General features: G+C 73.5%; 17 protein-coding genes and 1 pseudogene. 14 read left to right on the top strand and 4 right to left on the bottom strand.

The window, feature by feature from the left end:
• Nucleotides 1–50: 50 nt before the first annotated feature.
• Together QTQ03_RS15370 and proB are read right to left on the bottom strand one after the other, a co-directional pair.
• Entirely contained in the window at nt 51–1,292 is a 1,242-nt protein-coding gene (locus QTQ03_RS15370) for a glutamate-5-semialdehyde dehydrogenase (RefSeq protein ID WP_289278636.1), read from the bottom strand.
• A 64-nt stretch (nt 1,293–1,356) separates the two neighbouring features.
• Nucleotides 1,357–2,514 (bottom strand): glutamate 5-kinase, encoded by a 1,158-nt coding sequence (gene proB, locus QTQ03_RS15365; protein WP_289278635.1) that lies wholly within the window; start codon nt 2,512–2,514, stop codon nt 1,357–1,359.
• Nucleotides 2,515–2,527: 13 nt separating this feature from the next.
• On the opposite strand from proB, the gene QTQ03_RS15360 reads away from it, so the two are divergent.
• The 5 genes from QTQ03_RS15360 to QTQ03_RS15340 all read left to right on the top strand — a co-directional run bounded on the left by QTQ03_RS15360 (nt 2,528) and on the right by QTQ03_RS15340 (nt 7,931).
• Nucleotides 2,528–2,842, top strand: coding sequence for an MGMT family protein (locus QTQ03_RS15360; RefSeq protein ID WP_289278634.1), 315 nt, complete (start codon nt 2,528–2,530; stop codon nt 2,840–2,842).
• A gap of 32 nt (nt 2,843–2,874) precedes the next feature.
• Nucleotides 2,875–4,392 carry an MFS transporter gene (locus tag QTQ03_RS15355; RefSeq protein WP_289278633.1) on the top strand — a complete coding sequence of 506 codons (1,518 nt, stop codon included), beginning with the start codon at nt 2,875–2,877 and terminating at the stop codon, nt 4,390–4,392.
• Between the two features lie 26 nt (nt 4,393–4,418).
• On the top strand, nt 4,419–5,876 hold the full coding sequence (locus QTQ03_RS15350) for a pyridoxal phosphate-dependent decarboxylase family protein (protein ID WP_289278632.1): 1,458 nt from the start codon (nt 4,419–4,421) through the stop codon (nt 5,874–5,876).
• Between the two features lie 123 nt (nt 5,877–5,999).
• The gene (locus QTQ03_RS15345) at nt 6,000–6,581 is read left to right on the top strand and encodes an NADH-quinone oxidoreductase subunit B (protein WP_289278631.1); all 582 of its coding nucleotides are present in this window, start codon (nt 6,000–6,002) and stop codon (nt 6,579–6,581) included.
• 42 nt (nt 6,582–6,623) lie between these two features.
• On the top strand, nt 6,624–7,931 hold the full coding sequence (locus tag QTQ03_RS15340) for a DUF2252 domain-containing protein (protein ID WP_289278630.1): 1,308 nt from the start codon (nt 6,624–6,626) through the stop codon (nt 7,929–7,931).
• A gap of 75 nt (nt 7,932–8,006) precedes the next feature.
• On the opposite strand, the gene QTQ03_RS15335 is transcribed toward QTQ03_RS15340, so the two are convergent.
• Complete coding sequence (locus QTQ03_RS15335; protein ID WP_289278629.1) at nt 8,007–9,053, bottom strand: glucose 1-dehydrogenase; 1,047 nt, start codon at nt 9,051–9,053, stop codon at nt 8,007–8,009.
• Nucleotides 9,054–9,156: 103 nt separating this feature from the next.
• Between QTQ03_RS15335 and QTQ03_RS15330 the strand changes: the two are divergent.
• Nucleotides 9,157–9,753: pseudogene (locus QTQ03_RS15330) on the top strand (NADH-quinone oxidoreductase subunit C); the annotation flags it as partial.
• A 311-nt stretch (nt 9,754–10,064) separates the two neighbouring features.
• Complete coding sequence (locus tag QTQ03_RS15325; protein WP_289278628.1) at nt 10,065–11,027, top strand: complex I subunit 1/NuoH family protein; 963 nt, start codon at nt 10,065–10,067, stop codon at nt 11,025–11,027.
• A 97-nt stretch (nt 11,028–11,124) separates the two neighbouring features.
• Here the strand turns inward: QTQ03_RS15325 and QTQ03_RS15320 are convergent, their stop codons facing one another.
• Nucleotides 11,125–12,186 carry a glutathione S-transferase family protein gene (locus QTQ03_RS15320; RefSeq protein WP_289278627.1) on the bottom strand — a complete coding sequence of 354 codons (1,062 nt, stop codon included), beginning with the start codon at nt 12,184–12,186 and terminating at the stop codon, nt 11,125–11,127.
• Nucleotides 12,187–12,313: 127 nt separating this feature from the next.
• Here QTQ03_RS15320 and QTQ03_RS15315 point away from each other — a divergent pair, with 127 nt between their 5' ends.
• The 7 genes from QTQ03_RS15315 to QTQ03_RS15285 all read left to right on the top strand — a co-directional run bounded on the left by QTQ03_RS15315 (nt 12,314) and on the right by QTQ03_RS15285 (nt 19,482).
• Nucleotides 12,314–12,760, top strand: a complete 447-nt coding sequence (locus tag QTQ03_RS15315; protein WP_289278626.1) for an ester cyclase — start codon at nt 12,314–12,316, stop codon at nt 12,758–12,760.
• Between the two features lie 81 nt (nt 12,761–12,841).
• Nucleotides 12,842–13,489, top strand: coding sequence for a NuoI/complex I 23 kDa subunit family protein (locus QTQ03_RS15310; protein WP_289280842.1), 648 nt, complete (start codon nt 12,842–12,844; stop codon nt 13,487–13,489).
• On the top strand, nt 13,486–14,043 hold the full coding sequence (locus tag QTQ03_RS15305; RefSeq protein ID WP_289278625.1) for an NADH-quinone oxidoreductase subunit J family protein: 558 nt from the start codon (nt 13,486–13,488) through the stop codon (nt 14,041–14,043). Before QTQ03_RS15310 ends, QTQ03_RS15305 begins: the two co-directional genes overlap by 4 nt.
• On the top strand, nt 14,040–14,438 hold the full coding sequence (nuoK, locus tag QTQ03_RS15300; protein WP_289278624.1) for an NADH-quinone oxidoreductase subunit NuoK: 399 nt from the start codon (nt 14,040–14,042) through the stop codon (nt 14,436–14,438). Before QTQ03_RS15305 ends, nuoK begins: the two co-directional genes overlap by 4 nt.
• Nucleotides 14,435–16,384, top strand: a complete 1,950-nt coding sequence (locus tag QTQ03_RS15295) for an NADH-quinone oxidoreductase subunit 5 family protein (RefSeq protein ID WP_289278623.1) — start codon at nt 14,435–14,437, stop codon at nt 16,382–16,384. The genes nuoK and QTQ03_RS15295 overlap by 4 nt, the downstream gene beginning before the upstream one ends.
• A gap of 55 nt (nt 16,385–16,439) precedes the next feature.
• Nucleotides 16,440–17,948, top strand: a complete 1,509-nt coding sequence (locus QTQ03_RS15290; RefSeq protein WP_289278622.1) for a complex I subunit 4 family protein — start codon at nt 16,440–16,442, stop codon at nt 17,946–17,948.
• Nucleotides 17,949–17,979: 31 nt separating this feature from the next.
• Nucleotides 17,980–19,482: an NADH-quinone oxidoreductase subunit N gene (locus tag QTQ03_RS15285; protein WP_289278621.1), complete on the top strand. Its 1,503-nt coding sequence runs from the start codon at nt 17,980–17,982 to the stop codon at nt 19,480–19,482.
• Nucleotides 19,483–19,492 lie beyond the last annotated feature (10 nt).

The following is a 19,492-nucleotide window of genomic DNA, read 5'->3' as shown; positions in this document are numbered from 1 at the left end:
CAAGCCGGTGCCCCCTCCGCGCGAGGCGCCAAGGAGGGGCCCTCCGTCCCTCAGCGCAGGTGGCCGTCGCCGGTGACGACGTACTTGGTGCTGGTCAGCTCGGGCAGGCCCATCGGGCCACGGGCATGCAGCTTCTGCGTGGAGATGCCGATCTCGGCGCCGAAGCCGAACTCACCGCCGTCGGTGAATCGGGTGGACGCGTTGACCATCACCGCCGCCGCGTCCACCCGGGCCACGAACTCCCGCGCGGTCGACTGGGAATCGGTGACGATCGCCTCGGTGTGCCCGGTGCCGTACCGCCGGATGTGCGCCACCGCCGCGTCCAGCGAGTCCACGACGGCGACCGAGATGTCCGCGGACAGGTACTCCGTCGCGTAGTCCTCCTCGGTCGCCGGCACGACCGCGTCGGCGAACCGGGCGACCCGGTCGTCGCCGTGTACGGTCACTCCGGCCCCGGCGAACGCGGCCAGCATCGGCGGTAGGAAGGCGTCCGCGACGGCGGCGTGCACCAGCAGCGACTCGGCCGTGTTGCAGGTGGAGAGGCGTTGCGTTTTCGCGTTCAGCGTGACCGCCACCGCCTTCGACAGGTCGGCGGCGGCGTCCACGTAGACGTGGCAGTTGCCCACCCCGGTCTCGATCACCGGCACCGTCGACTCCTCGACCACGGTGCGGATCAGGGACGCGCCGCCGCGCGGGATCAGCACGTCGACCAGGCCTCGCGCGCGCATCAGCTCCTTGACCGAGTCGCGGGAGGTGGCGTCGAGCAGCTGGACCGCGTCCGCCGGCAGGCCGGCGGACGCGACCGCCTCGCGCAGCACGGCGACCAGCGCGGCATTCGACCTTGCGGCGGAGGACGAGCCGCGCAGCAGCGCCGCGTTGCCGGACTTCAGGCAGATGCCGGCGGCGTCGACGGTCACGTTCGGCCGAGCCTCGTAGATGATGCCGACCACCCCGAAGGGCACCCGGACCTGCCGCAGCTCCAGGCCGTTGGGCAGGGTGGAGCCGCGGACGACCGCACCGACCGGGTCCGGCAGCGCGGCCATCTGGCGCAACGCGTCGGCGATGCCGGCGACCCGCCCCTCGTCGAGGGCGAGCCGGTCCAGCACGGCCGTGCTCAGCCCGGCTTCGTGCCCGGCCGCCAGGTCCGTGCTGTTCGCGGTCAAGATCTCCGGGGTACGCGTCACCAGCGCGTCGGCCATCGCGTGCAGCGCGGTGTCCTTGGTGGTCCGCGTGGCGACCGCGAGGGCCTCGGCCGCGGTCCGGGACCGCCGAGCCTGCTCAACGACGCTCATCGCTCACTCCTCGACGTGTCAGGAAGGGCCCGCTTGGCGCACGGGCGTCAAGCGGGGGCCCTGCTTACAACAACACCAGGTCGTCGCGGTGGACGACCTCCCGTTCGTACGCCGGGCCGAGGGCCGCGGCGAGCTCGGAGGTGGAGCGTCCGAGCAGGCCGGGCAGCTCCACCGCGTCGTAGTTGACCAGCCCCCGGGCCACCGGTGCGCCCTCGGTGTCCACCAGGTCCACCGGGTCGCCGGCGGTGAACGCGCCGTCCACGGCGGTGATCCCGGCTGGCAGCAGCGACTTGCGTCGGCCCACCACGGCCTGCACCGCGCCCGGGTCCAGGTGCAGGCGACCTCGCGGCGCGGTGGCGTGGGCGAGCCAGAACAGCCGGGCGGCCGGGCGCCGTCGGCTGGGGTGGAAGAGGGTGCCGACCGGCTCGCCGTCCAGCGCCTCGCCGGCCAGGCGGGCGGCGGTGAGCACGACCGGGATGCCGAAGCCGGTCGCGATTCGGGCCGCCTCCACCTTGGTCACCATGCCGCCGGTGCCGAGCCCGGCCCGGCCGGCTCCGCCGATCGTCACCCCAGACAGGTCGTGCTCGCCGCGCACGTCGCTGATCCGGGCCGAGCCGGGTCGGGTCGGGTCACCGGTCCAGAGTGCGTCGACGTCGGAGAGGAGGACCAGCAGGTCGGCGTCGACCAGCGCGGCTACCAGGGCGGCGAGCCGGTCGTTGTCGCCGAACCGGATCTCCTCGGTGGCGACCGTGTCGTTCTCGTTGACGATCGGCACGGCGCGCAGGTCGAGCAGCTTGCGCAGGGTGCGGTACGCGTTGCGGTAGTGCGCCCGTCGGGTGACGTCGTCGACGGTGAGCAGCACCTGCCCGACGGTGAGCCGGTGCCGGGCGAAGGCCACGGCGTACCGTCCGATCAGCATGCCCTGGCCGACGCTGGCGGCAGCCTGCTGGGTGGCCAGGTCGCGGGGGCGGCGGGCCAGCCCCAGCGGGGCGAGCCCGGCGGCGATCGCGCCGGAGGAGACCAGCACGACCTCCCGACCGTGGCCGGTGAGGGCGGCGAGGGTGTCCACGAGCGTGTCGACCCGCCGGTCGTCCAGACCGCCCGAGGTGGTGGTCAACGACGAGGATCCGATTTTGACTACCACCCGCCGGGCCGCCGTCACCATGTCGCGCACCCGCCCATTCTGCGTCGTCGGTGGCGCGTCGCCTCGTCGCGTTCCCATATCGTGACGCGTCGTGGGACCTGACGAGTATGTCGAGGCGGTGCTGGAGCTGGTCGAGCGCATCCCGCCCGGCCGGGTGATGTCGTACGGGGCGGTGGCCGACGCGCTGGCCGAGCGCTCCGGGAGGTCGTCGGCGCGGCTGGTCGGCTCGATCCTGGCGCGGCACGGCGGCGGGGTGCCGTGGCACCGCGTCGTGAACTCGGCCGGGCGGCTGCCACCGGGGCATGAGCGGGAGGCGCACGCGCGGCTGCGCGCCGAGGGAACGCCGCTGCGCGGTGCGGGGGTGCGGATGCCGGCGGCGAGCTGGTCGCCGGAAGAGGGGGTGTGATCTCCGCCATAACGTGAGTAACATTCGTCGCCATGGACATGCCGACGGCTGGAATCGGTTCGTCCGCCGCCGGCCCGCCCGGCGGATCCGTCCCCGGATCGACCGCCAGCGGCTCCGCCGAGACCGCGACCGGCGGGCCGGGAGCGGGCGGCGCGTCCGGGCCGCTGCCGCGTCGGGTGCACGCCGGGTACGCGCTCGGCTCGCTGGTCACCGGTGCGTTCGGCACCGTGCCAGGTTTGCTCCTGCTGCCGTACCTGACTGACACGCTGGGCGTCGCGGCGGGTGTGGCGGCCCTGCTGGTGCTGCTGCCGAAGGCGTGGGACGTGCTGATCAACCCGGTCGCCGGGCGGATCTCCGATCGGACCCGCTCCCGGTGGGGCGCCCGCCGGCCCTACCTGCTGGGCGCCGGTCTCGCGCTCGGTGTGCTCTTCGCCGCCATCTTCGCCGCGCCGTTCGGCAGCGGGGCGGCGGCCGGCGGTTACGTGGCGCTGGCCTTTCTCGCCACCGCCACCGCGTTCGCCTTCTTCCAGGTCCCGTACGTCGCAATGCCGGCCGAGCTGACCAGCGACTACACCGAACGTACCCGGATGATGACCTGGCGGATCGCCGTGCTGGCACTGGCCATCCTGGTCTCCGGCGCGGTGGCCCCGCTGGTCCGGGACGCGGCCGGTGGGGGCCTCGCCGGGCACCGCTGGATGGGTCTCTTCGTCGCCGGGCTGATCGTGCTGGGCACGGTCGGCGCATTCCTCGGTACCCGCTCCGCGCCGGCCGGCACGGTCGGGGAGAACGAGCCGACGCTGCGCGCGCAGCTCGCGGTCGCCGGCCGCAACCGGGCGTTCCGCGCGCTGCTGCTCTGCTTCGTGATCCAGTCTGCCGGAGTGGCGACGATCCTGGCCGGGGTGGACTACTTCGCCACCCAGATCCTGAACGACCCCGAGGGCGGGCCCACCGTCCTGTTCGTCTGCTTCGTCGGACCTGCGCTGCTGGTCATGCCGGTGTGGAGCCGGGTCGGCCGGGGATTCGGCAAGCTTGTCGGGCTGGTCGCCGCGTCACTGATCTTCGCCGCCGGCGCGCTGGCCATGGTCGCCGCCGAAGTACTCCCCGCCGTCGGGATCTACCTGCTGGTCGCGCTGGTCGGCGTCGGGTACGCGGGCCAGCAGGTCTTCGCGCTCGCCATGCTGCCCGACTGCATCGCCTACGACGAGGCGCGCACCGGCCGGCGGCAAGCAGGAGTCTTCACGGGCGTGTGGACCGCCGGGGAGACCTTCGGCCTGGCTCTCGGCCCGGGCATCTTCGGGCTGGTGCTCCAGCTCAGCGGGTACGTCACCTCGGACACCGGCGCGGCGGCGACCCAACCGGACAGTGCCCGGCTCGGCATCCTCGTCGGCTTCACGGTCCTGCCCGCTCTCCTGGTCGCCACGGCCACCCTTCTCCTCCGCCGCTACCACCTCACCCCCGCAATCCTTGCCACCGCCACCGCCACCGCCACCGCCACCGGGTCGGCGGGACCCGGCGGGTATGGCGATGCGCCAGGGGATGAAAGCCGCTGACCACCACAGAAAGGGGACTCAGCTCCATGATCGACAAACACGGACTGCCTGCCGTGCAGGTGCTGGAAGAGATCCGGGCGCTGCGGGGTGCGGACCAGCCCACGCACGGCGGGCGACTGTTCGCGTACGTGTACGACCCGGCGGTGCCGGGGCTCGACGCGCTGGCCACCGCCGCCCACGCCGAGAGCGCCCACGTCAACGGGCTCGACCCAACCGCCTTCCCGTCCCTGCTCGCCATGGAGAACGCGCTGGTCGGCGCCGCGGCCGGGCTGCTCGGCGGCGGCGCGGGCACCACCGCGCCGGACGTGGTGGGCAGCGTCACCAGTGGCGGCACCGAGTCGCTGATCCTGGCGGTGAAGACGGCCCGCGACGCCCATCCGGAGATCGCCGAACCCCGGATGGTGGTGCCGGCCAGCGGCCACGCCGCGTTCGCCAAGGCAGCCCACTACCTGCGGGTGGCCCTGGACACCGTGCCGGTGTCGGCGCAGACGCTGCGCCCCGACCCGGCCGCCGTCGCCGCAGCGATCCGCCCCGAGACGGTGCTGGTCGCGGCGTCCGCTTCGTCGTACGCGCACGGCGTCATCGACCCGGTCACCGAGATCGCGGAGGTAGCCGCCCGCGCCGGGGTGCGCTGCCACGTCGACGCGTGCTTCGGCGGATGGACCCTGCCCTGGCTGCGCCGCCTCGGCGAGCCGGTGCCGCCGTTCGACTTCGCCGTGCCCGGGGTCACCTCGATCTCGGTCGACCTGCACAAGTACGCGTACGCGCCGAAGGGCGTCTCCGTCCTGCTGCACCGGGATCCGGCGCTCCGAACACCGCAGTACTTCGCGTACGCCGAGTGGCCCGGCTACGTGATGATCAATCCGGTGATCGCGTCGACCCGTTCCGGTGGGCCGATCGCCGCCGCGTACGCCACCCTCCGGCACCTGGGGGAGGACGGGTACCTGCGGCTGGCCGAGCAGACCCGGGACGCCGTGGCCGGGCTGGCCGACGCCGTGCGTGCCGTCCCCGGGTTGCGGCTGATGACCGAGCCCGAGTCGACCGTCGTCTGCTTCACCAGCACCGACCCGGAGTTGGACCTCTTCGTGCTCGTCGACGAGCTGGCCGCCCGGGGCTGGCACACCCAGCCCCAGCTCGCGTACGCCGACCTGCCGCCGAACGTGCACCTCACGGTGACCGCCTCGGTCGCCCCGCGGGTGGCCGACTTCGGTCCGGACCTCGCCGACGCCGTCGCGGCGACTCGGTCCGCCGGTCCGGTCCGGCTGCCCGAGGAGTTGCTCGCCCTGGCAACCGCCCTGAAACCGGACGCGCTCACCCCGGAGGTCTTCGAGAAGCTGGCTGCCGGGCTCGGTCTCGGGGCCGGCCCCGGGCCGACACCGGCCCGGATGGCGACCGTGCACAGTTTGCTCAACGCCGCCCCGACCGCGCTGCGGGAACGGCTGCTGGTCGAGTTCGTCGGGCTGCTTCAGCGTCCCACGTGGTGACACCGGACCGGCCGGCGGTGCTGCCCCGCCCGGCACACATCACGCCACCGGTAACGGTTGCGGAGAATGCCGCCAGGGCGTTGTGGTTGACTGTCAGACCGGGAACACACGAGGGAGGCCGAGGTGCAGTTGCCGGCGGTACTCGGCGAGCCGATCCGGTTCGTGCTGAACTGGGGCCGGCGCTACTCGCTCTGGGTCTTCAACTTCGGCCTCGCCTGCTGCGCCATCGAGTTCATCGCCACCAGCATGAGCCGGCACGACTTCATGCGCCTCGGAGTGATTCCGTTCGCCCACGGCCCTCGGCAGGCCGACCTCATGGTCGTCTCCGGTACGGTCACCGACAAGATGGCGCCGGCGATCAAACGGCTCTACGACCAGATGCCGGAGCCGAAGTACGTCATCTCCTTCGGCGCCTGCTCCAACTGCGGCGGGCCGTACTGGGACTCCTACTCGGTCACCAAAGGCGTCGACCAGCTCATCCCGGTCGACGTGTACGTGCCCGGCTGCCCGCCCCGGCCGGAGGCGCTGCTGCACGGCATCCTGCGCCTGCAGGAGAAGATCGCTGCGGAGGGCTCCGGTGTCGGCGGCGTCTCCCGCCCCGACGTGCTCGCCCCGCCGGTCGACGCGCCGCCCCGCGACGGCATCGCGGCTCGCTCCACAGAATCGCTGACCGCCCCGCCGATCCGCCCACCCGCCCCGTCCTGACGGCCGACGGTACGGGTGGTGCGCCCACGCTAACGTGCGCCCATGACCCAGTCCGCGCAACGGCGTTCCGCCTTCATCGTCGACGTGCTCACCGAAGAGTTCGGGGAGCCGATGGCGCTCGACCCGGCGGCGTTCCGCCGTAAGTTCCGCAAGATGGCGGCGTCGCCGTTCGCCTTCTACCGGGGCAGCGCCGCCCTCTTCTACGCCGACCAGCGCGGAGACTTCGCCGACGACACGTACCTGGACGAGCGCACCGGCCGGGTGTGGATCCACGGCGACCTGCATGCCGAGAACTTCGGCACCTACATGAACGCCTCCGGGCGGCTGGTGTTCAACGTCAACGACTTCGACGAGGCGTACGTCGGGCCCTTCTCGTGGGACCTGAAGCGTTTCGTGGCCAGCGTGGCGCTGCTCGGGTACGCCAAGGCGCTCTCCGACGCCGCGATCACCGACCTGGTCGGTGCGTTCGCCCGGTCGTACCTGGCCGAGCTACGCGGCATCGCCGTCGGTGGGGACGACGCGATCGGCTCGATCACCCTGGCCACCGCCGACGGGGCGCTGCTGCGGGTGCTCCAGCAGGCCCGTCTCAACACCCGGGTCGACCTGCTGGCCACCCAGACCACCATCGACAACTACGAGCGGCGGTTCTCCGTCGGCGACGGCGTCTTCGAGATCGACCGACGCACCCGGGACAAGGTCTGCGCCGCCTACGAGAACTACCTGGACACCCGCCCGCCGTCGGCGGCGAAGCCCCGTCCGGTCGCCGCGCAGATCAAGGACGTGGTGCTGCGTAAGGGCGTCGGCATCGGCTCGGCCGGCCTCCCGTCGTACAACCTGCTGCTGGAGGGGCACACCGAGGCTCTGGAGAACGACGTCGTCCTCTACATGAAGCAGGCGCAGGTGCCGGCGGTGGCGCGGCACGTCACCGACGAGTCGGTCCGCGGCTACTTCCGGCACCAGGGGCACCGCACGGCCGAGTCCCAGCGGGCCCTCCAGGCGTACGCGGACCCGTGGCTGGGCTTCACCGAGCTGGACGAGGTGGGGCAGCTCGTCGCGGAGGTCTCCCCGTACGCCGCCGACCTGGACTGGTCCGACGTCAACGAGCCGGAGGAACTGGCCGGCGTGCTCGGCCACCTGGGGCACGCGGTGGCCCGGATGCACTCGGTGGCCGACGACGAGTCCAGCCACGACCTGGTCGACTACTCCACCGAGGAGGCGATCGTCGCCGCGGTGGGCGAGGACACCGACCGGTTCGTCGCGTACCTGGTCGACTTCGCCCACGCGTACGGCGTCCGCGTCCGGGCCGATCACCAGCTCTTCGTGGACGCGTTCCGCAACGGGCGGCTGTGACGAGCAGGTAGGGCCCGTCCTGACGCCCTGCGGCAAGGGACCCTTCCTGACGCCAGGCCACGCCCCGCGCGGGTGTCAGGTGGTGAAGTCCAGCACCACCTTGATGTCCTCGCCCGAGTACTGATACGCCTGCGCGAAGTCGGACATCGACACACGTCGGGTGATCAGCGAGTTGAGCCAGGACTGGTCGGCCTGGGCGAGCGCGTGGGCGGCCTGGTCCCAGTGCCGGCGGTTGGCGTTGACCGAGCCGAAGACCACGTTGTTCTCCAGCACCATCGCCCGGTTCAGCGCCCCGGCGTCGAAGTCGATGGTCCGGCCACCGCTGGAGACACCGGTCAGGCAGACGATCCCGGTCGGCCCGACCTTACACATCGCGTCCAGCACCACCACCGGCGCGCCGGTGCACTCCACCACCACGTCCGGCTGGAACGTCAGCTCGTTCACCGTCACCGTGTGGTAGTCGGCACCCAGCGCCCGGACCAGGTCGGGCTTCGGCCCGGTCGTGTTTCGGTCCAGCACGTGCACGGAGAGCCCGCGCTGCGTGGCGAGCAGCGCGGCGAGCAGGCCGATCGGCCCGGCGCCGGTGACCAGCACGGTCCGCGGTTTCGACTCGGCGCGGGCACTGATCCGCTCGATGTGGTCCCACGCCTTCGCGACCACGCTGGTCGGCTCCAGGAGGACTCCCACCGGGGCGAGGACGTGGTCGAGCCCGACGGCGAACTTGGGTTGCACCCGCCACCGATCCCGGGCGAAGCCGGGGAGGCCCTTGATGCCGCGCTCGGTGTACCGCCCGTTGCGGCACATGTCCCACTCGTCGACCGCGCAGTTCGGGCAGGGCACCGGGTCGGGGTGCCGGACGATACCGGCGACGAGGTCACCGGGTTGCCGGGTGCCGGTCGGGTCCTCCAGCACCCGACCCAGCGACTCGTGCCCGATGACCAGCCGTTCCTGCCCGGGCGGAGCCTCGCCGTGGTGCCCGGCGATGATTTCCTGATCGGTGCCGCACACGCCCACCGCCAGCGCCTCGACCAGGATCGCGCCCTCCTCGGCTGCCGGCTCGGGCCAGGCACCGTCGAGCCGAAGCGAGTCGGGGACACCGGGAGACACAGTCACAGCGCGCACGGCTCTCATCTTTCCCCGGCGGTGCCCGTCCGGGCGCCGAATGCGGCAGATGCGGGCGGCTCGGCTCGGCCGGCACCGGTCCGGCGGGCCTAGGATCAGCGGCATGACTCCGGACCAGGTCGGCCAGCGGTTGGCCGAGTTGCTCGCACCGACTGAGGTCAGCACGTCGGTCTCGGGCGGCCAGGCACACACCCGCGCCACCGTCGACGTACCGCCGGCGAACTGGCTCGACGCGCTCCGCGTGGCCCGCGACGACGCCGCACTGGCCTGCGACTTCTTCGACTGGCTGTCCGCGGTGGACGAGCTGGCGAGCGGGTTCGACGTGGTGGTCCACCTGTGGTCCACCGCCCACCGGCACGGTGCCCTGCTGCGGACCAGGGTGCCCCGCGAGGCGCCGACGATCCCCTCGGCGGTCGCCGTCTTCCCGGGCGCGGCGTGGCACGAGCGCGAGACGCACGAGATGTTCGGCATCGACTTCACCGGCCACGCCGACCTGAAACCGCTGCTGCTGCCCCCGGAGTTCGAAGGGCATCCGCTGCGGAAGGAGTTCGTCCTCGCCTCCCGGGTGGCGAAGCCCTGGCCGGGCGCGAAGGAACCGGGCGAGTCGGAGGCGGGCGGTGGTCGCCGGCCGATCCGCCCGCCGGGCGTACCGGCGCCGGGGGAGTGGGGCACCACGCCCACGCCCGCCGGGGCGGCCGGCGTCGGCGCGGGCCCACGTGGTGGCGCCCCCGCCCGCCCGGCCCGCGAACGGCCCGCCCGGTCCGCGTCGGGTGCCCGTCCGGCGCGGACGCCAGGGACGGCCGGCACCGGGGCGGGATCGACCCCTGTCGACGGTCGGGCCCCGAAGACCGGCCCGACCGGGCGCGGTGACCGGGCGGCGGACCCCGGGCCGCTGCCGGGGGCCACCGGCGGCCCCGGTGACGGTCCGGTCCGCTCCGGCCCACCCGCCGACCGGCCGTCGCCGCACGGTCCGGCGGCGACCGAGCGGGCCGACGACGGAGGGACGGCCTGATGCCGCTGTGGGTGGAGCTGCTGCTGCGGGTGGGCGGCGTACTGGTCGCCTTCCTCATCCTGCCGCTGCTGGTCGGCCAGGCCGAGCACAAGGTGATGGCGCACATGCAGGGGCGGCTCGGCCCGATGTACGCCGGCGGCTTTCACGGCTGGGCCCAACTTGTCGCCGACGGCGTCAAGTTCGTTCAGAAGGAGGACGTGACACCCCGCGCGGCGGATCGGCCGGTGTTCCGCCTAGCCCCGGCGGTCGCCCTGGTGCCCTACCTGCTGGTGCTGCTGGTCATCCCGCTCGGCCCGGGGGACCTGGTCGGGCAGCCGCTGGACATCGGGCTGTTCTTCGTGCTGGCGGTGGTCGGCGTCGGCGTGGTGGCGGTGCTGATGTCCGCCTGGGCGTCGGCCAACAAGTACAGTCTGCTCGGCGGCCTGCGCGGCGCGGCCCAGCTGCTCGGCTACGAGCTGCCGCTGGTGCTCGCCGCGGCGTCGGTGGCGATGGCCGCCGGCACGCTGAGCCTCCCCGGCATCGTCGAGGCGTGGCAGCCGTGGTGGCTGCTCTGGCAGGCACCGGCCATGATCGTATTCTTCGTCGCGGGGCTCGCCGAGATCCGGCGGCCGCCGTTCGACATGCCGATCGCCGACTCGGAACTGGTGTTCGGCTACCTGACCGAGTACGCGGGGCTGCGATTCGCGTTGTTCCTGCTCGCCGAGTACGTGGGGATCGTGGTCATCGCCGCGCTCACCACGGTGTTGTTCCTCGGCGGCTGGCATGGTCCGTTCGCGGACGCGCAGCTCGGCTGGCTCTGGACGTTGCTCAAGGTCGCCGCGGTCAGCTTCGTGATCATCTGGCTCCGGGTGAGCTACCCCCGCCTGCGCGAGGACCAGCTCCAGCGCCTCTGCTGGCTGGTCCTGGTCCCCGCCTCCCTGGCTCAGCTCGTCCTCACCGCCGCCGTCCGCGTCGCGCTGTAACCCGCGGTGACCCGGTGCGCTGCTGCCTCGATGGGAGACGAAGCCCGCCGCCTGGCGACCCAACGTGCCGGCGCGGAGCGGGGACGGGGTGGGTGGGTCAGGGGCGGGGGGTGTGGGTGGGGGCGACGCGTTCGGTCGGGAGTGGGGGCGGTGGGGGTGTGCCGTAGCCGAAGGGGCGACCGCCCAGCTCCGCCCTGCCGTGTGGGGCGAGCCAGTTGGACAGGTCGGGGCCGAGCGGGACGATGCCGGTCGGGTTGACGTCCCGCTGCACCTCGTAGTAGTGCCGCTTGATGTGGTCGAAGTCGATCGTGTCGCCGAAGCCGGGGGTCTGGAACAGGTCCCGCGCGTACGCCCACAGCACCGGCATCTCGGTCAGCTTGCTCCGGTTGCACTTGAAGTGGCCGTGATAGACCGGGTCGAACCGGACCAGCGTGGTGAACAGGCGTACGTCCGCCTCGGTGATCGTGTCCCCCACCAGGTAACGGCGTCCGGCGAGCCGGTCGCGCAACCAGTCCAGCCGGTCGAACAGCCGCTGGTAGGCCCGCTCGTACGCCGACTGGCTGCCGGCGAAGCCGCAGCGGTAGACGCCGTTGTTGACGTCGGCGAAGACGAGTCCGTTGACCTCGTCGATCTCGTCGCGCAGCGGCTCCGGGTAGAGGTCCGGCGCGCCATCGCGGTGGTACGCCGTCCACTCCGTCGACAGGTCGAGGCTCAGCTGCGCGTAGTCGTTGGTCACCACCTGCCCGGTCGGCACGTCCACCATCGCCGGCACGGTGATGCCCCGGTCGTAGCCGGGAAAGCGCGCGAAGTACGCCTCCGCCAGCCGCTCGATGCCGAGCACCGGATCCCGTCCGCCGGGGTCGAGGTCGAACGTCCAGCTTCGCTTGTCGTGCGTTGGGCCGGCCACCGCCATCGAGATGGCGTCCTCCAGCCCGAGCAGCCGCCGGACGATGATCAGCCGGTTCGCCCACGGGCAGGCGCGGCTCACCGCCAGCCGGTACCGCCCCGGCTCCACCGGCCAGCCGTCCCGGCCGCCGACGGTGATCCGGGTGGCGATGTAGCGTTGGTCCCGGGTGAACTCGGCACCCGGAACGACGTACGTCCCGCCGGCCCGCACCTCGTCGTCGCTGTTCGCCGAGCCCTCGGTCGCGCCACCCACACCGTCCTCCGCTCCTCGCCGAACCCCGTTCCATCATGGCCGCCGTGCCGCGGCCCGTCGCGTCGACTGCGGATCGTCCGACCCATGGGTCGACGCGTCAGGCGGGTCACCGGGCTACGCTGCCGCGGTGACCGATGTGGAGGCGGCGGCGCGGCGGTTCGTCGCCGACGTGTGGAACGCGGGGCGCGAGGAGTCGGCGTACGAGTTGATCGCGCCGGAGTGCCCCGGACTCGGCGGTGGCGCCGGCCCGGAGGCGACACTGGCCTGGCACCGGGACCGGCGAGCGGCCTTCCCGGACCTGCGCTACAAGATCGTGGACCTGGTGGCGACCGCCGACCGGGTCGCCGTGCACTGGCGGGCGGCCGGCACCCAGGCCGGCCGGTTCGGCCCGGTGCCGCCGACCGGCCAGGTCGTCAGCTACTCGGGAGCGACGTTCCTGCGCTTCGACGACGCCGGCCGGATCCTCGACATGTGGAGCTGCAACGAGTTGCTCCAGCTCCTTCAACAGCTCGGCGTCGAGCTGCTCCCACCCACGCCGGGCAGGGGCAGCGGTACCGGGGCGGGATCCGGCTGACGAGATGTCGATCTCCCAACGGTCACCGTACCGCCGGGGATGCCCGGGTGGTGGTCGCGCGTGTCGGGGGCACAGGGCAGGATGGTCGGCATGACCGACCGCAGCGAGCGCACCGATCCGGGCGACGGGGCCGGCGGGCGCGGCCTGCCCGGTGCGGGCCTGGCCAAGGGGCTGGCGGTCACGCTGAAGACGATGACCCGCCGCTCGACCACCCAGCAGTACCCGGACGTCGCCCCCGAGCTGCCCCCGCGCTCCCGCGGGGTGATCGCACTGCTCGAGGAGAACTGCACGGTCTGCATGCTCTGCGCCCGTGAGTGTCCAGACTGGTGCATCTACATCGACTCGCACAAGGAAGAACTGGCGGTGCCCGGCGCCGCCCGCCCCCGCCAACGCAACGTGCTCGACCGGTTCGACATCGACTTTTCGCTCTGCATGTACTGCGGCATCTGCATCGAGGTCTGCCCGTTCGACGCGCTCTACTGGTCACCCGAGTTCGAGTACGCCGAGTACGACATCAGGGACCTGCTGCACGACAAGGACCACCTCGGGCAGTGGATGGGCACCGTCCCACCGCCGCCCGCGCACGACCGGAACGGCGAGCCGGCCAAGGAGGAGACCGCCGCCGCGCGCAAGGCGGCGGTCCCGGCAAGCTCCGCCGACCGTCCGGCCGCGCCACCGGTACGCCCCGAGCGCGGTCCCGCCGGGGACGGGGAAGGTGCCACGCCATGACCGCCGCGGACGTGCTGCTGCTCGCCCTGGGCGCGGTGACGGTCGGGTCGGGCGCGCTGGTGGTGGCCACGCGGCACCTGGTCCGGGCGGGCCTCTATCTGGTGGTCTGTCTCGGCGCGGTGGCCGGGATGTACCTGGTGCTCACCGCCGAGCTGGTGGCCTGGGTGCAGGTGTTGATCTACGTCGGGGCGGTGGTGGTGCTGCTGCTGTTCGCCGTGATGCTCACCCGCGCCCCGATCGGCGCCTCCGACGATCTGGACCGGCCAGGCTGGCCGGCTGCCCTGATCGGCGGGGGCACCGGGCTCGGACTGGCCGCGTTGCTGGTCGACGCGTACCGCTGGTCGGCGGTCGAGCTGCCCGCGGCGGGCACGGCGGACCGCATCGGCGACCAGATCTTCCGCAGCTGGGTGCTGCCGTTCGAGGTGCTGTCGGTGCTGCTGCTCGCCGCACTGGTGGGGGCGATCATCCTGTCCCGGCCCGACATCGGCCGGTCACCGGCCGACCGCGCCGGCCGGCCCGGATTCCGGGCCGGCGAGGGCGGGCGGTCGCGGTGAGGCCGGTCATCCCGTACCTCACCGCCGCCCTGCTGTTCGGCCTCGGCGTGTACGGCGTGCTCCGCCGCCGCAACGCCGTCCTCGTGCTGATGGCGGTGGAGCTGATGCTCAACGCGGTGAACCTGATCCTGGTGACCGCCGACACCACGGTCCGGTCGCAGTTGCCGCACGGCGGCCAGGTCTTCGCGCTTTTCGTGATCGTGCTGGCCGCCGCCGAGGTGGGGGTCGGGCTGGCCATCGTGCTCCAGCTCTACCGGCTGCGCGCCAGCGTCGCGGTCGACGAGGTGCCGTTGACCGAGTCCCCGGCCGACGGCGATCCCGCACCGGCCACCGGTGCCATCGGCTCGACCGGCACCGGGACGGTCCGGGAGAAGACGATCGGGGAGAACCGGTGAGCGCACCCGTCCTGCTCGCCGCGCTGCTGCCGGTCGTACCGCTGGTCCTCGGTCTGCTCGGCCTGCTGCTGCCACCGTCGCCCCGGGGCTCGACCACCGGTGAGGCACCGGCCCGCCGGGCGGCGATCACGCTCGGCGTCGGCGGCGCCGCGGTGTCGCTGGCCCTCGCGGTGGCCCTGCTGACCACCCTCGACGCACCCACCGCGGCCGCTCGGACCTGGATCGACCTGGGCGGGCTGACCGTCACCCTCGGTGTCCGGCTGGACGGGACGGTGGCGCTGGTGGCCGTCGCGGTCGCCGCCGTGGCCCTGGCGGTGCAGGTCTACTCGATCGGCTACCTCAAGCGCGGCCCGCACGACGACCTCGACGTCGACCACCGGTACCCGCCGTACGCCGCCCAGGTCAGCCTCTTCACCGCCGCGATGCTGTTGGTGGTGGTCTCCGGTGACCTGATCCTGCTGCTGGTCGGCTGGGAGGTGATGGGCGTCTGCTCGTACCTGCTGATCGCGCACGACCGGCGGCTGCCGGGGGCCCCCGCCGCCGCGGTGAAGGCCTTCCTGGTCACCCGGGTGGGTGATGTCGGCTTCCTGCTCGGCATCGCGCTGCTCGGCGTTTCCGCGGGCAGCTTCCGGATCGCCGACGTGCTCACCCACGATCACGCCACCGGCACGCTCACTGCCGCCTGCCTGCTCCTGCTCGCCGGGGTGGCCGGCAAGAGCGCCCAGTTCCCGCTGCACACCTGGCTGCCGGACGCGATGGCCGGCCCGACCCCGGTCTCCGCGCTGATCCACGCGGCGACGATGGTGGCCGCCGGCGTGTACGTGGTCGCTCGCCTGTTCCCGCTCTTCGCGCAGGTGCCGGTCGCGCTGGCCGTGCTCGGCGTGCTCGCCTCGATCACCCTGCTGCTCGGCGCGTTCGCCGCCACCGCACAGGACGACCTCAAGCGGGTACTCGCCTGGTCGACGGTCTCCCAGATCGGCTACATGACCGGCGCGCTGGCCGTCGGCGCCCCGTCGGCCGCACTGTTCCACCTGCTCACCCACGCCGCCTTCAAGGCGTTGCTGTTCCTCGCCGCCGGCGCGGTGATCCACGCGACCGGTACCACGCTGATGTCCCGGATGGGCGGCCTGCGCCGCACGATGCCGGTGACGTTCTGGTGCACGGTGATCGGCCTCGGCGCGCTGGCCGGCCTTCCCCCGCTCGCCGGCTTCTTCAGCAAGGACGGTGTCCTGTACGCGGCCGAGGACGCCGCACACGGTGCCGGCCCGGCACCGCTCTGGGTGGCCTGGCTGGTCTGGCTTGCCGCCCTGGCCGGCGTCGTGGTCACCGCCTGGTACGCCACCCGACTCCTGCTGCGGACGTTCCTCGGCGCGGCCCGCACCCCGCTGCTCCGACCGCACGACCCGCCGGCGGTGATGCGCTGGCCGGTGCTGCTGCTCGCCGTCCCGGCCGCCCTGCTCGGCCTGGCCGGATTCGCGGGGGCGTTCGCCGACCGGCTCCGGCCGGCGTCCCCGACAGCCGCGGAGCACCCGTCGGACCTGCTGCCGCCGGAGCCGCTGGTCCACCTCGGCCCGGCGGTGCTGCTGCCACTCGCGCTACTCGCCGTCGGGGTCGGGCTCGCCTGGGCGAGCTGGCGCCGCGACCCGACCGGCGACCCGGCCGCCGCGCTGGGTCCGCTCCAGCCGGTGTTCGCCCGCGCGTTCCGGCTCGACGACCTCCAGCACGCCCTGGTCGTACGCCCGGTGACGGCGCTCGCCGCCGCCACGCGGACCGCGGACGAGGTGGTGGTGGACGGCGCCGTCACCGGCAGCGGCCGGGCCGCGTCCGGCCTCGGCGGTTCGCTGGCCATGCTGCACCGGGCCGCGTTGCCCAGGGCAGCCGCCGGTGTGCTCGCCGGCGCGCTGCTGATCGGACTGGCCGCCGCCGTGATCGGGGGGGTCTCGTGAGCGCGAGGAGTGAGCTGGTGTTGCGAGCCCCGCAGTCGCGAGCTGAGGAGGCCCCGTGAGCGTCGGGGATTTCCTGCTGGTGGCGGTCCTGGCGGTGCCGGCGCTCGCTGCGGCGGCGGTGGCGGCCACGCCGCACGACCGGGCGGCGCGGGTGGTGGGCACGGTCGCCGCCGCGCTGACCCTGCTGGCCACGCTGCCCCTGGCGGCTGACCGGGACGGCGGCTGGTTCGGCCACGGCGACAGCGCGCCCGCCGTGCGTCCCTGGCACCGGCTCGACCTGCCCTGGGTGCCGGGCCTGGACCTGCGCTTCCAGCTCGGCGTCGACGGGATCTCCTGGCCGCTGGTGGTGCTGACCGCACTGCTGACGTTGCTGTGCTGCGGCTACACGCTGTGGCAGGTCCCGGCGGGCGGCAGCGGCCGGGCGCTGGTCGCGCTGCTGCTGGTGATCGAGGTCGGCATCGTCGGCACCTTCCTCGCCCTCGACCTGGTGTTGTTCTTCGTCTTCTTCGAGGTCGTCCTCCTGCCGATGTACGCGGTGATCGCCGGCTGGGGCGGGCCAGACCGACGGCGGGCGGCCGGAAAGTTCGCCCTCTACACGCTGTTCGGCTCGGTGCTGCTGCTGGTCGGGGTCTTCGTCGTGGTCGCCGCCGCCGGCACCGCCGACGTGGTGGCGCTCAGCGGCGGCGGCGGGTTGTCCCGCGGCACCCAGCTCGCCGCGTTCACCCTGCTGGCGATCGCCTTCGCGGTGAAGAGTCCGCTCTGGCCGCTGCACTCCTGGCTGCCCGACGCGCACACCCAGGCACCCACCGTGGGCAGCGTGATCCTCGCCGGGGTCCTGCTCAAGATGGGCACGTACGGCCTGATCCGGATCGCGGTGGGGGTCGCTCCCGAGGGCGCCCGCTGGGCGGCGCCGGTGCTCGGCATGCTCGCCGTCGCGGCGATCCTGGTCGGCTCCCTGGTGTGCCTGGCGCAGACCGAGCTGAAACGGCTGATCGCGTACTCCAGCGTGGGGCACATGGGCTTCGTGCTGCTCGGGGTCGCCACGCTCACCGCCACCGGCCTCCAGGCGGCCCTGATCGGCAACATCGCGCACGGAGTCATCACCGGCCTGCTGTTCTTCCTCGCCGGGGCGGTGAAGGACCGGACGCACACCGGCGACCTGGCCGACCTGGCCGGGCTGCGGGAGACCGCACCCCGACTGGCCGGGCTGCTCGGCTTCGCCGCCATCGCCTCGCTCGGGCTGCCCGGCCTGGCCGGCTTCTGGGGGGAGGCGTTCGCCGTGGTCGCCGCGGTGCAGGTCGGCGGGGCGCTCTGGACCACGCTCGCCGTGCTGGCGGCGTTCGGCGGGGCGCTGACCGCCGCGTACCTGCTTCGGCTGCTGCGCCGGGTCACCCACGGGCGGCCCAGCCCGGCCGTGGCGTCGCTGCGCCCGGGCGTGGCGCGTGCCGAGCTGGCCGCCTGGGCACCGCTGGTGCTGCTCGCGCTCGCCGTCGGCCTGGCCCCGACCCTGGTGCTCGGCGTCGCCGAGGCCCCGGTGGCCGCCCTGGTGGAGGTCCTGCCGTGAGCCGGTTCGACGTGTCGTCGGAGGGGCGGACATGAACGCCGTGCAGAGTGTCGACAGCGTGGCCCTGCTTCCGGCGTACCTGGCCGCCGGGACGGCCGTGCTGGTGTTGCTCGCCGACCTGCTGGTCGCCCGTGCCCGGGTCACCGTCGCCGTCGCCGCGTTGGGAGCGAGCGCCACGGCGGTCGGCGCTGTCCTCGTGGGGGGCGGCGGTGAGCGCCGCACCTTCTGCGTCGAGGCCGGCTGCTCGTACGTCTTCGGCGCCAGGGCGGCCCTGGTCGCCGTGGTCGTCGCGCTGCTCACCCTGGGCGTGCTGGGGCTGTCCGGGCCGCTGCTGCGGACCGGGACATCGCCGGTGGGGGAATACTGCTTCCTCCTCGCCGCGTCGATGACCGGCGGCGTCGTGCTCGGCGCGGCCGGTGACCTGATCACGCTGATCGTGGCCCTGGAGACCCTCACCCTGCCGCTGTACGTCCTGGTCGGGCTGCGCCGGGGGAGCCTGGCAAGCATCGACGCGGCGGTAACCTTCTTCGTGGTGAGCGTGGTCGCCACCACGCTCACGCTGCTCGGGGCGGCCCTGCTCTACGCGGCCACCGGAGCGCTGCACGTCGGGCGGCTCGGGGAGGCGTTCGCCGAGCGGCCGGAGTTGCTGGACCTGCCGCTGGCGGCCACCGCCGTGGCGCTTCTCGTGCTGGGGTTGGCGTTCAAGGTGGCGGCGGTGCCGTTCCACGCCTGGGCGCCGGCCACCTACGACGGCGCCCCGCTGCCAGTGGCCGCGTACCTGTCGACCGTCTCGAAGCTGGGCGGGGTGGTGGCCCTGCTGGCGGTGCTGCGGCAGGCCCTGCCCGCCGAGGTCACCGGCCCGGTGCTCGCCCTGCTTGCGGTGCTCACCATGACCGTGGGCAACCTGGTGGCGCTGCGCCAGCGGCGGACCGTCCGGCTGCTTGCCTGGTCGTCGGTGGCCCAGGCCGGCTACATTCTCGCCCCGCTCGGCGCGTTGGCCTTCGCCGCGGGCCGCACCGCCGACGCCCGCGCCGTCGCCTACACGGCTGCCGTCGCGTACACCATCTTCTTCGTCGTACTGGAGTTGGCGGCTTTCGCGGCCGTCGTCGCCCTGCGCCCCGCCGGGGCGGACGGCGGCACGCTCGACGACCTGCGCGGCGCAGCGCGCTGGCGTCCGTGGCCTGCGGCCGCGCTGGCGCTGGCACTGATCGGCCTCGCCGGCCTCCCGCCGGGGTTGGCCGGTCTCTTCGCCAAGGTGACAGTGGTCCGGTCGCTGCTCGACGGCGGCGCCGGCTGGCTCGCCCTGGTGGTCGCGGTCAACGCCGTGTTCGCCCTCGCCTACTACCTGAAGGTCACCAGCTCGCTCTGGGCCGCCGGCCCTGGTGCGGTCGCCGCCGCGTCTCCGGTGCCCGGCGGGGCCGCGCCGCCGGCCGGGCGGGGGTGGTCCGTCGCGGCGGTGCTGGTGGCGGCCACGGCGGTGGCCCTGGTGATCGGCGTCGCACCGCAGCTCGTCCTCGACCTCGCCGCCCGCTGACCTGCGCGGT

Origin of the sequence: Micromonospora sp. WMMA1363, assembly GCF_030345795.1 — a bacterium.
In the GTDB taxonomy this organism is placed as follows: Bacteria; Actinomycetota; Actinomycetes; order Mycobacteriales; family Micromonosporaceae; genus Micromonospora.
Note: the sequence above shows the minus strand (reverse complement) of the source record. Positions and strands in the feature narration are given on the sequence as shown.

Bases quoted from the DNA above. Each gene is read 5' to 3' on its own strand.
- QTQ03_RS15310 (WP_289280842.1), top strand. From the start codon at position 12,842: ATGGTCGGCATGACCGACCGCAGCGAGCGCACCGATCCGGGCGACGGG.
- QTQ03_RS15355 (WP_289278633.1), top strand. From the start codon at position 2,875: ATGGACATGCCGACGGCTGGAATCGGTTCGTCCGCCGCCGGCCCGCCC.
- QTQ03_RS15370 (WP_289278636.1), bottom strand. From the start codon at position 1,292: ATGAGCGTCGTTGAGCAGGCTCGGCGGTCCCGGACCGCGGCCGAGGCC.
- QTQ03_RS15340 (WP_289278630.1), top strand. From the start codon at position 6,624: ATGACCCAGTCCGCGCAACGGCGTTCCGCCTTCATCGTCGACGTGCTC.
- QTQ03_RS15305 (WP_289278625.1), top strand. From the start codon at position 13,486: ATGACCGCCGCGGACGTGCTGCTGCTCGCCCTGGGCGCGGTGACGGTC.
- QTQ03_RS15350 (WP_289278632.1), top strand. From the start codon at position 4,419: ATGATCGACAAACACGGACTGCCTGCCGTGCAGGTGCTGGAAGAGATC.
- proB (WP_289278635.1), bottom strand. From the start codon at position 2,514: ATGGGAACGCGACGAGGCGACGCGCCACCGACGACGCAGAATGGGCGG.
- QTQ03_RS15325 (WP_289278628.1), top strand. From the start codon at position 10,065: ATGCCGCTGTGGGTGGAGCTGCTGCTGCGGGTGGGCGGCGTACTGGTC.
- QTQ03_RS15285 (WP_289278621.1), top strand. From the start codon at position 17,980: ATGAACGCCGTGCAGAGTGTCGACAGCGTGGCCCTGCTTCCGGCGTAC.